The organism is Shewanella sp. VK101, from assembly GCF_056497865.1.
Map to the genome: position 1 here is coordinate 4,108,995 of NZ_CM151402.1, position 12,204 is coordinate 4,121,198.

The 12,204-nt window shown below is 53.3% G+C and carries 11 protein-coding genes; 4 read left to right on the top strand and 7 right to left on the bottom strand.

The window, feature by feature from the left end; genetic code table 11:
* The first annotated feature begins 5 nt into the window (after positions 1–5).
* Entirely contained in the window at positions 6–1,757 is a 1,752-nt protein-coding gene (locus ACSHSR_RS18255) for a sensor domain-containing diguanylate cyclase (RefSeq protein WP_479631026.1), read from the top strand.
* On the opposite strand, the gene mtgA is transcribed toward ACSHSR_RS18255, so the two are convergent.
* From mtgA to ACSHSR_RS18285, 6 genes are all read right to left on the bottom strand, one after another.
* Entirely contained in the window at positions 1,741–2,457 is a 717-nt protein-coding gene (gene mtgA / locus ACSHSR_RS18260; RefSeq protein ID WP_479631027.1) for a monofunctional biosynthetic peptidoglycan transglycosylase, read from the bottom strand. The two genes, ACSHSR_RS18255 and mtgA, sit on opposite strands and share 17 nt — an antisense overlap.
* A gap of 242 nt (positions 2,458–2,699) precedes the next feature.
* Positions 2,700–3,368 carry an alpha/beta hydrolase gene (locus ACSHSR_RS18265; protein WP_144166190.1) on the bottom strand — a complete coding sequence of 223 codons (669 nt, stop codon included), beginning with the start codon at positions 3,366–3,368 and terminating at the stop codon, positions 2,700–2,702.
* Complete coding sequence (gene trxC, locus ACSHSR_RS18270) at positions 3,344–3,769, bottom strand: thioredoxin TrxC (protein WP_107110082.1); 426 nt, start codon at positions 3,767–3,769, stop codon at positions 3,344–3,346. The genes ACSHSR_RS18265 and trxC overlap by 25 nt, the downstream gene beginning before the upstream one ends.
* 80 nt (positions 3,770–3,849) lie before the next feature.
* Complete coding sequence (locus ACSHSR_RS18275; RefSeq protein ID WP_144166189.1) at positions 3,850–4,587, bottom strand: sporulation protein; 738 nt, start codon at positions 4,585–4,587, stop codon at positions 3,850–3,852.
* Between the two features lie 193 nt (positions 4,588–4,780).
* Complete coding sequence (locus ACSHSR_RS18280; protein WP_144216899.1) at positions 4,781–5,971, bottom strand: class I SAM-dependent rRNA methyltransferase; 1,191 nt, start codon at positions 5,969–5,971, stop codon at positions 4,781–4,783.
* A 163-nt stretch (positions 5,972–6,134) separates the two neighbouring features.
* Positions 6,135–7,187 carry an endonuclease/exonuclease/phosphatase family protein gene (locus ACSHSR_RS18285; RefSeq protein WP_208185133.1) on the bottom strand — a complete coding sequence of 351 codons (1,053 nt, stop codon included), beginning with the start codon at positions 7,185–7,187 and terminating at the stop codon, positions 6,135–6,137.
* A gap of 556 nt (positions 7,188–7,743) precedes the next feature.
* Between ACSHSR_RS18285 and ACSHSR_RS18290 the strand changes: the two genes are divergently transcribed.
* Both ACSHSR_RS18290 and mgtE read left to right on the top strand, forming a co-directional pair.
* On the top strand, positions 7,744–8,394 hold the full coding sequence (locus ACSHSR_RS18290) for a hypothetical protein (RefSeq protein WP_144134287.1): 651 nt from the start codon (positions 7,744–7,746) through the stop codon (positions 8,392–8,394).
* Between the two features lie 22 nt (positions 8,395–8,416).
* A complete protein-coding gene (mgtE, locus tag ACSHSR_RS18295) occupies positions 8,417–9,772 on the top strand; it encodes a magnesium transporter (RefSeq protein WP_144134289.1) in 1,356 nt (451 codons plus the stop codon).
* A gap of 63 nt (positions 9,773–9,835) precedes the next feature.
* Here mgtE and ACSHSR_RS18300 read toward each other — a convergent pair whose 3' ends face one another.
* Complete coding sequence (locus ACSHSR_RS18300; RefSeq protein WP_144134291.1) at positions 9,836–11,317, bottom strand: DUF6892 domain-containing protein; 1,482 nt, start codon at positions 11,315–11,317, stop codon at positions 9,836–9,838.
* Positions 11,318–11,599: 282 nt separating this feature from the next.
* Between ACSHSR_RS18300 and ACSHSR_RS18305 the strand changes: the two genes are divergently transcribed.
* Positions 11,600–12,064, top strand: coding sequence for a hypothetical protein (locus ACSHSR_RS18305; RefSeq protein ID WP_025011278.1), 465 nt, complete (start codon positions 11,600–11,602; stop codon positions 12,062–12,064).
* The last annotated feature ends 140 nt before the right edge of the window (positions 12,065–12,204 follow it).

Sequence of the window (12,204 nt, forward strand, 5' to 3'; positions counted from 1 at the left end):
CCTGAATGGAATTGAGATATGCGTTGCTGTGCTTGTTTTTGCTGCTAACCAGCCTAAAACTATTTGCATTAGAGCAGGTTAAGCTTCCCATTGTTGACATAGAACAAAGCAACGTCGCGCTTGATGAATTCAAAATCGGCTATTTTGTTGATGACAGCAAGAGCCTCGGTTTTGAGCAGGCAAGCCAGAAGCCTTTCGGCGTAACCAATAATGTCACCACCTTGGGCACCAATGCCAGGGTCACTTGGTTCAAGCTGATACTGCACAATAAGCTCTCGCAGGAAAAGCCGCTGTTTTTACACCTGCCCCATGCTTACCATGTGCAGCAAATCGACATCTATGAAGAAAGCGGCCAACAACTGCAACGACACGAGCAGTTGGATCTCGAACAGGCCGCCGACAACCCACTCATGTATCGGGGTACAGTCGTCTACCCATTGAAGCTGGCCCCAGATCAGATAACAACCCTGTATATTCGTAGCCACGCCTACTCCCATCAATGGTTTGCCATGACACTGATGGATGAGGAAAATTCGCGGCGGGCCCTGGTGAGCACTCACTATGATATTGCACTTATGGTGGGCATGTTGCTGGCACTGGTGTTCTACAACTGCCTGCTTTATTTCGCCACCAGTAAGAAAGAGAACATCTACTATTCGCTGTATCTGATCTCGGGTCTGGTGTGGATTGCCCTGTCCTATGGTCTAGTTGCCAGCGTGTTCAACGCCTACGGCTCGAGCGTCTTCATGCTCAATCTGTCGCTGATCACCATGCCGATTTTCCTGCTGCTGTTTATGACGGCCATCTTCGAGACCAGGCAGTTCTACCCCACAGAGCACAAGGCGTTGCAGCTGATGTTGCTGTTACTGCTGGCGACCCTGTTCTGGGGCTTATTTGATATCTCAGCAGCACTCAAACCCGCCAGTAGCCTGGCAGCACTCATGATGTTGGTGACCTTCTCTGTGAGTATCTCCCTATATCGCAAGGGCAATCCACTGGTGAAGTACTTTCTGGTGGGCCACAGCTTCTTCGTGATCTTCAATGGCATAGCCGTGCTCTTCTACAAGGGCTTAATCTCTCCGAGCTATCTCAGCAGCCACGGAGTCGGCATAGGTATTATGCTGGAAGCCCTGACGTTGGCATTTATCATCTCCTACAGGATCAAAATCCTTGAGGATATCCGCGCCTCGCAGGAAGAGCTCAAGCGCCAGGCGGCCACAGACCCTCTGACCAAACTCTATAACCGGCGCTATTTCTATTCTGAGGCCGACTATCAACTTAAGCTGGCCGGCCGCAATGGCGAGGCTATCTCTGTGCTTATTCTGGATATAGACAGTTTCAAGCAGATCAACGATAACTTTGGTCACCACTTGGGCGACAGGGTGATAGTCGCCCTGGCCAAATTATTGAAGCAACACTGCCAAGGAGCCGAGATGGCGGCCCGCTTCGGCGGTGAAGAGTTCGTGATCTTGCTGCCGGGAGCCCCACTAAACCAAGCCTTGCAGCGAGCCGAGCAGCTGCGCCTCAATGTCGAAGCGATGCAGCTAACCGCCGACACGGGAGACAAGATAAGTTGCACCATAAGCTTGGGCATCGCCGAGGTTGAAATTGCAACAGAATCGATAGAAGCGGCCGTAAAACGAGCCGACCACGCACTTTATCAAGCCAAAAACAGTGGCCGCAATCGGGTCGTCGCCAATTCAAGCGCTGGCGACCAAGGGGTAAATACCGACATTGAAATCAATCCAGGTCTTTAAGTGTTTGCCGTCCCAATTGCCGCATCTGCTGCTGGATCCAGTCGGCGCGGCGGTTCATGTAAGCACTCGGTGGATCGATTTGATATTGCCAGGGATTAGGCAACAAGGCGGCGAGCAAGGCGGCCTCGCGGGACGACAACTGAGCGGCGCTCTTATGAAAGTAGTGCTGCGCCGCCGCTTCGACGCCGTAGATCCCCGGGCCGAATTCGACAATATTCAGATACAACTCAAGGATCCTGGGCTTATCCAACACCAGCTCCAGAAGCAGGGTGAACCAAGCTTCGGCCCCCTTGCGAATAAAGCTGCGCGAAGACCACATAAACAGGTTCTTGGCGGTTTGCTGGCTCAAGGTGCTGGCGCCTCTGAGACGCTCCCCCTGGAGCTTTTCCTCTATGGCATTCTGAATCGCCTTGAGATCAAAACCGGAATGAAGGGCAAAACGCTGATCTTCACTGGCGATCACCGCCAGTTGCATATTGGCAGATATCTGAGTCAGCGGCTGCCATTGATGTTGCACCTGATGTTGTACCTGTTTGACCGGCGCAGGCGGAAACCAATAGCGTTCAATACGCCAACTCCACAGCGGTGGGTTAACAAACTTAAGGGTAATCACCATCAGCAGGGACAGTATCACCAGCCCCAACAGCAGTTTTATCAACCAGGCTGTCAGTCGCCTCAACCATCCTTTTTTCGCGGCCAAATTCGCTCCTGATAAATAAGCTCCCCCAAACTGAGTGAGCCTGGAAACCCTCTGTGAATAATAATTGAGTATTTTGCAAGGTGCGAACCCGGTCCGGAATGACAATCTGTAAGCTTATCCGGAACACCCGGGAGACTCAGCGGCACTTTCTTAGCCCCTTAGCCAGTGCCGATTAACCAATGCCCGTTAGTCAGGGTCCATTAGTCAGCGTTCATTAGTCAGGGTCCATTAGTCAGGGTCCATTAGTCAGCGCCGAAGCGGCCGCGCTCAAGAAAACCCTGTACCGCCGCCAGCGTATCCTGATGCCAATGTATGGCCTTATGGCACAGGGGCAACACCATCCAATCATTAGCATCATCACAACGGGTGGACGCCAGGGGTACCCGGCCATCGGACTCGCCGTCAATCAAGGTACCCAAGGGATCCTGAGTCCCACTGCCGGCGATGATCCCAAGATGAGCCTGACTATCCTCGCGCCAACTTGCCCAGCGCTGCCCCGGCAGCAAAGATTGCAGCGGCTGAAATAGCCGGGAATATCCCGGAAGCTTATCGGCCAGGCTCGCCAGCGGTGAACCATCATGGGGCGTGGCAATAAACACACTGTGGCCCAAATTGTCGGGCGGCTGCTCTGCCAGCAGTTGCCGGACGATTAAGCCTCCCATACTGTGAGCCACAAAGTGCACCCTGGGATACTGCTGCCAATTCTGCTTATCCAGCGCCTGGCGCAATGTCGCTACCGCTTGTTGCAGTGAGCCAAAACGGGTGGGCAATGTGGGGCACAGGATACTGTATTGCCGGGCCAAGCCTTGGGCCAGAAACTCCATGTCGCGCTCATCTTTATTGAAGCCATGAACCAGCACCACCAGAGCTTTGTTGTTATCCAGCCTCAAATTGGCTGGCTCTTGAGCCATTGCAGGAATGCCTGTTTGGGCATGGCACCGGCCTGTTGGGCTATCACGCGGCCATTTTTGAACAGCATTATGGTCGGAATGGAGCGGATCCCATACTGAGCCGCCAGCGCTTGCTGAGCCTCGGTATCCAGCTTGCCAAAACGAAACTCCGGCTCCAGCTCGGCGGCACTCTGCTCGAATATGGGGGCAAACTGTTTGCAGGGGCCACACCAACTGGCCCAGAAATCCACCACCAACGGCAGCTCTGACTTGTGGGCATGGTTGGCAAAGTTGGCGCCGGTCAGCTCAAAGGGTTTGCCCTGAAATAAAGGCTGCTTACAGTGACCGCACTTAGGGCCTTGAGACAGCCGTTCTTTCGGCACCCGGTTCATTCCAGCGCACTGGGGACAAGCAATCAACATAGAACTCTCCTCTCAAGCGGCGTTATCGCCACACATTGTGAGATATGGGGATGACTCACGCCAGGCTCAAGCCAGTCGACTCAAACCAGATGAGGCTGCAACGCAGCCAACACCTGGGGATAATCGGCCTGGTTATCCAAGGTCAGACTCAGATAGCCATCGCCGCGAAAGGCCCGGTCCAGCTCCAGCAAGATATGGGTTTGCTTTCCGGCCGGTACCAGGGTGAGCTCCACTTCACGCAAAAGGCGGATCCCAAGCCCTGCGGGTACAAACTCCAACTCTTGATAGCAGCCTGAACCACTGCGAAACCCAGAGGTGTTGATATAGCCTTGCTCGACATCGGCTTTTTTAAGGACAAAGCCCAGCTCCTCCATGGCCTGCAGCAGGTGCAGCAACAGCTGGGTAGGCTGGATCTGCAGCAGATCCTGATCGCCCGGATCTATGGCGTAATCTATCGCCAGCCCGGTTTGCAGCCAGACCCGGCATTGATTGTTACGCACAGGCAACTCGGTAAATGGGGTCTCAGGATGCAACTGACCGATGAAAGGCAGTTCTCTCACCTCTCCGGCCTGAAGTTCAAAGCCCTCGCTGATGCGCCAGCTGGCCAGGCAATGATTGATAAAGCTGCTGTCGCCATCACTGACTTTAACCCGGGTCATTAGGGCCAGCTCCAGGCCGGCAATACTTTGGCTTACCTCGCCGCCTTTGAGCACGATTCTGGCTTCAAAGGTTTGCCCGGGTTGCAGGCTGGCATTGAGCAAGCGGGTATCTACACTGGCACCACCAACGCCAATTGCGGCAAGCAGTTTCTTAAACATCCTATGTTCCTGTTTACTTAATAGACCTTGCCGCATTTAAGCCCCTTTTCCCCATAGAGTAAAGGGCGCCAGGGGTTAACCCAAGACGACAACAGCACAGATAGCGGTGGTTGAAAAAGATTAGGAACAAAAAAGGGAGCCAGGCCCCCTTTGTTCTTTGTTGATCATGCCTGGTTAATCAAAGTGGCCTGAGTTACCAGACTCTGGCCACCAAACCTTTGAGATAAAAGCCTTCCGGGAAAGCGCCACCTATGGGGTGATCCGAAGCCTGTGACAGGCGCTCGATAAACTGCAACTCACGCTTTGCATCCAACGCCGCATCGGCCACTATCTTCTGGAACAGATCCGCCTGCATCAGCCCCGAGCAGGAGAAAGTCAACAGAGTGCCGCCCGGCTGCAACAGCTGCATGGCGATCATATTGATATCTTTATAACCGCGGCAGGCACCGTTGAGTTGCGCCTTGTTATCGGCAAACTTGGGCGGATCCAGCACTATGACATCAAACTTACGCCCTTCATCGCGATATTGTCTGAGCAGCTTGAAGACGTCGGCCTCATGGTAATGCACATGGCTGTCGTCCAGTTGATTGAGTGCCATGTTCTGCTTCGCCGTGTCCAGCGCCAGCTTGGAAACATCGACATTCTCAATACTGGCGGCGCCGCCCTTGGCGGCATAGAGGCCAAAAGTGCCTGTATAACAGAAGCAGTTGAGCACAGACTTACCCTTGACGAAACGGGCAGCCATGGCACGGTTGTCACGCTGATCCAGATAGAAACCCGTCTTGTGACCCTTGGTCACATCCACGGCGATCTTGATACCGTTTTCCTCTATCACCACAGGCATGGCCGGCAATTCGCCATGCAGCAGGCCGGTAACCAGCTCCAGGCCCTCTTTTTTACGTGACTCGACATCGGAGCGCTCGTAGATGGCGCAGTCCGGGTAGAGCTCAGAGAGCACAGAGACCAATGTATCGCGCCAATAGTCGGCGCCGGCCGACAGCAACTGACACACAAGCACATTGGCATACTTGTCTATGGTGATCCCGGGCAAACCGTCCGACTCGGCGGCAATAAGGCGATAACCTGTGAGCCCCTTCTCGGCAATCAGGGCATCACGCCCCTTTTGGGCCCGCACTATGCGGCGTTTGAAGAACTCCCTGTCTATCTCTTCATCGCGATTAAAGCTCCAAACCCGCACCTGGATCTGCGACTCCGGCGACCATGAGCCCCGCCCCAGCCAGCGGCCATCATGGGCAACAACTTCAACCGTTTCGCCCATTTGTGGTTTGCCTTTGATATTGTGAATGCCGCTGGAAAAGACCCAGGGGTGATGCCGCAGCAGGGATTTTTCCCGGCCGGGTCTAAGTTTGATTTTGAGTACCATGATGCGCCTGTCTGGAGTGTCGGCAACCGGGTCCTGATGACCCGACTGACTTTTCAAGGGGCGAATAATAGCCTAAAAGTCGGCTCACCACAGGAGTTTTCGACAACTTTTTCGCGCGTTTTTGGGACTTTTGGCCGTTTGATTAGCCCACCTGAGTGCAACGTCAAGGATGGCGTAAACGGACTTCTGCCAGTATTGGTGTATGGTCGCTCGCCTGTGCATCCTGCTCAAACTGCGGCCGCAGCAGATGTTTGTCATAGACCCGATAATCCACCACTTCTGCCAGGCTATGCTGGCTACGGGCATCAAACTCCTGACTCAACAACAGATAGTCGACCACACTGCCTTGAGAGCCGTGAAAATGGGTCACGGGGCGAGTAGCTGTCACTTGATCGCCAGTTTGCTCAGAGACTTCTAGCCAGAGCTGCCAGGCGTCAAGCAGCTGAAAATGTGCCAGTTGCAGTTTCAACCTTTCATCAGGCAGGCCGTGAAGGCCTGCTGCGCGAATATCCCCGTTGTAGAGCTGTCCGGCGCCCACCAATAGGCCCTTGAGTTCACTGGAATCTATGCCGGCGTTGAAATCCCCCATCAACACCACAGCGTTGTCGCTTTGCCGGCGCCGCTTGAGTATCGCCTGATACAACAACATGGCCTCACTGCCACGCTGCAAAGTGGCTGACCAGTGGCCCAGCGCACTCTCTGCCAGCAGCCCGGCGGCACCTTGCAACTCGACCGCGCCCTTGGACAACTTGTTGCGAGGTGATTTGAAATGCACCACGTAAGTATCACAGTGGCCTATCCCCGGCAGCATCAAGGTGGCTCGCAGTATCTGGCGACTACTTTGAAACTCTTCCTTGAGTCCAAGTGAAAATGCCAGTTCGCTATCCAGCTCCACCGCCGCCAAGGAAACAATCGGAAAACGGCTTGCCAGTGCCACCACACTCTTGCGGGCAACAAAGCCTTCTATGACCGGCGAATCCACCAGCGCAAAGTGGGCAAGACCGGCAGCCTGACACAATTCGCGTAGCGGCTCGGGGCTGAATACCTCCTGCCAGCCCACCAGATCTGGCTGCGCCTGCTGCAGCCAGCGGACTGTCCAGTCGCACTTTTGTTGCCACTGCCCTTGGGTATAGATGTTGTTGAACTCATGAAACGCCAGCGGCGGCATGGCAAAATTGAACAGATTCAGACTGGCGATGCGGATATTGGAAGACATGAAAAGCGCTGCGGCTCCGGTAACCCTGCTGAGTAATAGTGTTGATATTAAGCCGCTGCTGAGATTTGTCCAATAGCACACCAAAAACAACCTTCCGGCTACCCATTACCCCCCAACAGCGCCCAATAGCCCAACAAATAAGCAACATAAAGCCGCTGTTTGTGGCTAAAAAAACCTGTTTGACAGGCTTTTTCGATCTCCCGCTTGACTTGTTTGGTTTCGACCATACAATCGCCGCTTAATTAACCATACGGAGACCCACTGTGGACACACACATAGGTGACAGTAGATGCCCTGTCAGTCAGACAGGATTATTTGCCCGGCACTAGTCTGCAGCTTCGCAAACTACTGCCAGGACTGGCAGTAGCGTATTAAAGAATCCCTTTTTCCGTTACTCCCCATAAAAACCTTGTTGAGCTTTACATGCATACGCATGCCGCAGTGTTCTCCTGTGGCTGCAAACTAATGCATCCATAAAGGTTTTTTACTTAGGACAGCCTTGCTGCCGCTGCCCCATCTACGACCTTGAGTGTTCCCCCACACAGGAGGAACAAGCATGAAACTCAGATATACCAATACGCTGCTGCTGGGCGGCCTGCTCTGGCATGGACAACTGCATGCCGGCATTCAGTTGCTGGAAGATCCCGATATTGCCGCTGCCACAGAACTCGCTGTCGACTGGCAACGACAAGCGGGCAACAACGGCTTTGCCCTGGGGCTCAACCAAGCCGTCTTTGGCGGCGAATTGGCGCTGGAACTGCAAACAGACGACCGGGATGCCCCCTGGGACAGACATGAGAGCCGCGGCTGGCAACTCGGCTACAAACAACCGCTGGCCACAAACGGCTTATCTCAGACTCTGGCACTGGAGCTGGGGCGTCATCACAGAGATGGCTGGCAGGGTCACGCCCTGTTCAGTAGCGATCTGCCGATTGCCACCCAAGGCTTCTTTGTACGCAACAACTTGGGGCTGAGCCTGGAGTCGGGTGAAGGCCCGACAATGATTTTTGGCCTGGGAGCCGGCTTCAAAGTTCAGCAGCAAACCCTGCTGTTTGAAAACCAGTATCTGGGCCAAGGCGACTATGGCTACCAGCTACTCTGGCAAAACCAACCCAACGCCCATTGGCAGTGGCAATTGGGTTATGGCAATCAGTATGGCGGTGGCGCCCGCCAATTTGGCGCCGGCATACAATTTTTCTTTTCTTGATAGCTCATTGGGAGAATGACCTATGAACAGCAACAACATCATACTCAACCTGCACCTTATTCTGGCCAACAAAGACGCCAAGGCGATGCAGATGCTGGCATCCGAGCTGCATCCGGCGGACATAGCCGCCGTACTGCCGACCTTCGACAGCCAGCAAACGGCCTCAATACTGACCCTGTGCCAGCCCAAAACCGCGGCGGCGCTGCTGCGGTATCTACCCCATCAGCAGCAAAAGCTGCTGGCGGAAGCACTGGATCATCAAACCCTTGGGAAAATTATCATGGAGATGGCGGCAGACGAGCGCGCCGACCTCTACAACGAGTTGGAGATTGAGCAGCAAGCCCTGCTGCTGCCGACACTGGCCAAGGCGGAACGCGAGGACATGCGTACCCTGGCGGCCTATGATGACTCCAAGGTCGGCTCCATTATGACCTCTGACTATGCCCTGCTGCGGGTCAATCAAACCGCAGAAGAGGCCATAGACAGCCTGAGGAAAGTGGCAGCGGATCTGGAAACCATCTACCAGACCTATGTGGTGGATGAGCGCGGACGCCTGATAGGCAATGTGTCGCTGCGTCAGCTCATCATCGCGCCGCCCAAGGCGTTGGTGAGAGACTTTATGAAAGAGCAGACCATTGCCATAGAAGCGGAAGCCTTCAAAGAAGAAGCGGCGCAGATGATAGCCCACTATGATCTGCTGGCGCTGCCCGTGGTCAACGGCAACGACCAACTGGTCGGCATAGTCACTTATGATGATGCCATGGATGTGGCCAGTGCCCAGGCCGATGCCGAATTCAGCAAACACGGCGCCGTGGGGCAGTTGGCCTGCTCTTTCAAGGAAGCCAGCATTGGCATGCTCTATCGTAAGCGAGTCTTTTGGCTGGTGTTGCTGGTGTTCGGCAATGTGTTTTCCGGCACAGGGATCGCCTACTTTGAAGATACCATCACAGCCTATGTTGCCCTGGTGTTCTTCTTGCCACTGCTCATCGGCAGCAGCGGCAACGCCGGTTCGCAGTCTGCCACCTTGATGGTCAGGGCGCTGGCCACCGGGGAGGTCGTCCTCAAAGACTGGCTGTCGCTACTGGCCAAAGAGCTGTTTGTAGCCGGCTTGCTGGGTGCCACCATGGCCATTGCGGTATTTACCCTGGGTTATTGGCGCGGCGGTGATATCGCCCTGGTGGTCGCCCTGACTATGCAACTTGTGGTGATTATCGGCAGCCTGATAGGCATGTCCCTGCCCTTCTTGCTGAGCAAGTTCAAGTTGGATCCGGCCTCGGCCAGCGCGCCGCTGGTGACTTCGATAGCCGATATCATAGGTGTCATCGTCTACTTCAATGTCGCCACCGCTATTTTGGATTTTCCGCCTGTCAGTGGTTAATTGGCCTTGGCACAACCTATGCTGAAACCAACCCAGGTTGTGCCATCCCAAAACGGCTTAACTTCACTCTTCGATAACCTTAACGCCGCGTTTTTCGGCTGCCGCAATAAAACCTGCGCTCAGGTTGTTAAGGTCAGTGGTGGTGATCAATTTAAGATTGGGAAGCAGGCTTAAGTCTTCAGCCGCGATATCCTTCACCGCCAATATGCTGTCGCCGCATCCGGGATCCCAATAAGGATTGATATTGTAATAGACCTCAGCCCCACCGGATAAACCATCGTCCTGATAGAGCTCGGTTACCTTTGCCAGTTCCGTATCGGCGATATCCAGCGCCTGATAAAAATCTATCACCTGTGGTATCTCCCCGGCATCATTGCGCTCAATTTCGCCACCACAATACTCTGCGGCAAACTCCGCCAATGAAAACTTGGGCGAAAGCGAGTCTTGTCTATACATAAGCTCTTCAATAACCAGCAACTTCAACCCGAAATCTTTAAAACTATTCACCGCAGTTGACGCGGTGGCAAACTTTTTAGGGCCTTTGGCAAAGCGATTGGCCTCGAGCAGTAGCTCAGACAGCTGTCTGGCCTTGTCATTGATGGCAGCATATTGCCCGGCAACGCGGCAAGCAAAATCATAAAACTTCCGGGACACAGCCAACTTGCGAACTGCCTCCTGGCGATTGAGGCTAATAAACTCCGGATAATGATGCTCAATATACTCGGCCTGTTGCTTATAATATTTTTTATCCGACTTGTTCTTTAACACCTTGGCAAGCCTATGATTCGATTCAATTAACTCTGCCTGGCTGCGCATTTCCACATCAAGAGGCTCAATGAGCAAACTTTCAATAAGGTAGCCGAGTTCAGATGCATCCCAGGTTTCTTTGAAGGAGATAACTTTCTCAAAGACTTTCAAAGAGTGCTTATACAAAAAGCCTTTGTATTCACCGGCCGCCAGCATATCTCCGGCAATATCGGCTATTGCAGGACAATGCTGATAGATGTCACGATTGAGCATACAGGCATATATCACCCTCGCATAAAGGCTCTCGGCTTGCGGATGACAGGAGATACACCCCAGCGCCAGGGAACAATCAAGGTTAGGGTACAACTCCAGCATTTTTACTACAGTCGGAGCTATCGAGGCGCGGGTCTGTGGGTCAGCATAGCCATGATAGAAATAAAGCTGGCACAGGGTTAGGGCCAGCTCTACCGAGCTGAAGTTAGATTTGGGATCAGCGATAAGCTCACACTCCCCTCGGTCCAGGAGAGTATTGGTAACGGCGATAATCTCAGGGGATTTGGCAGAGATGATGCTTGAAGCAATGGATATTTTTGATGAGCACAGGGCAACGGCAACCTTGGCACACAATTCGGCTTCAGCTTGATTGCTCCAATCAGTCGTTTTCAAGAGAAAAACAAACTTATCCAGGCAAGGCTTCACATTGTTCCCCGACCAGATTTTTCTGGCTCTATCCAGAGCAGACTTGTTACGGAACTTGGCCTCGGCCACTAACTTGAAACCTTCCTCTATTGCTTCCATGCGCACCACACTACCTCCCATACTCGTGTGAAAAAGACGAAATAACGGCACAGATGCCTGCATCGGCAAGCTCTGTCACTGCGAGATGTTACCGGAAAACTCTGCTTCAGAGGAAATCGAGTAAACAATGGGCAACCTCAAAGATTTACCTTTGCAAACTTTGCAGTAAAGCAAGAGAGTGGGATAATCCCCGTCGGCCATTTCGCTGACAAGCCCAACCTAGGCAGGCTCAGCGGGATAAATCACTGGACAGGCCTCTAGGCCGCCATGACAGGGAAACATATGCAAGGTATTGCACAGTGGCAAAGCGCCCAACCCACCGACAAAGTACAACGCTATCTCAATCGACTCGACGACTATGACGCTCCTTATATGCTGATTATCCAGCTGAATACTGAGGTAGCCGCGTCAATCGAGATACTCAATACACTCATTACTGAATTTGAGCTCGACGCCGAATGTGTCGAAAAGCTCAGCGATTCAATGCTTTTCTTAGCGCTTGAGTATTTATCCGGCGACGATGAAGCCGGGCAGATACAGGCATTTGCCCGGGAATTTCAGACCCGGCTCACAGCCCTTGGCATACTCAGCCACGGCGCCATAGTGCACCATAACTGTCTGGGCCAAGCAGAGCAGAGCTTTCGCGACTGTTTGTCACTGGTCAAACGAATCATTGACGGCGCGGCAAACCAAAGCGAGCTGGCCATCATGGATTTCGGTGATAACAGCCCCAGGTTCATAAAGTAAAGACGACTCCAAATGGCGTTAATGCTAGGGGCAATCTCTCACACTTGTTGTCCCTTTTGTCCGGTTTATCAATGGACTTAGACCCTTTAGTGTAATCACGCCCGCAAGGCGGTGATGCAGTTACAACATCAAGAGACTAA

What these genes read in the sequence shown, in the direction of transcription:
- ACSHSR_RS18290 (WP_144134287.1), top strand. Translation starts at nt 7,744, where the DNA reads ATGAAACTCAGATATACCAATACGCTGCTGCTGGGCGGCCTGCTCTGG.
- ACSHSR_RS18255 (WP_479631026.1), top strand. Translation starts at nt 6, where the DNA reads ATGGAATTGAGATATGCGTTGCTGTGCTTGTTTTTGCTGCTAACCAGC.
- ACSHSR_RS18300 (WP_144134291.1), bottom strand. Translation starts at nt 11,317, where the DNA reads ATGGAAGCAATAGAGGAAGGTTTCAAGTTAGTGGCCGAGGCCAAGTTC.
- ACSHSR_RS18275 (WP_144166189.1), bottom strand. Translation starts at nt 4,587, where the DNA reads ATGTTTAAGAAACTGCTTGCCGCAATTGGCGTTGGTGGTGCCAGTGTA.
- ACSHSR_RS18280 (WP_144216899.1), bottom strand. Translation starts at nt 5,971, where the DNA reads ATGGTACTCAAAATCAAACTTAGACCCGGCCGGGAAAAATCCCTGCTG.
- ACSHSR_RS18285 (WP_208185133.1), bottom strand. Translation starts at nt 7,187, where the DNA reads ATGTCTTCCAATATCCGCATCGCCAGTCTGAATCTGTTCAATTTTGCC.
- ACSHSR_RS18305 (WP_025011278.1), top strand. Translation starts at nt 11,600, where the DNA reads ATGCAAGGTATTGCACAGTGGCAAAGCGCCCAACCCACCGACAAAGTA.
- ACSHSR_RS18265 (WP_144166190.1), bottom strand. Translation starts at nt 3,368, where the DNA reads ATGGCTCAAGAGCCAGCCAATTTGAGGCTGGATAACAACAAAGCTCTG.
- mgtE (WP_144134289.1), top strand. Translation starts at nt 8,417, where the DNA reads ATGAACAGCAACAACATCATACTCAACCTGCACCTTATTCTGGCCAAC.
- trxC (WP_107110082.1), bottom strand. Translation starts at nt 3,769, where the DNA reads ATGTTGATTGCTTGTCCCCAGTGCGCTGGAATGAACCGGGTGCCGAAA.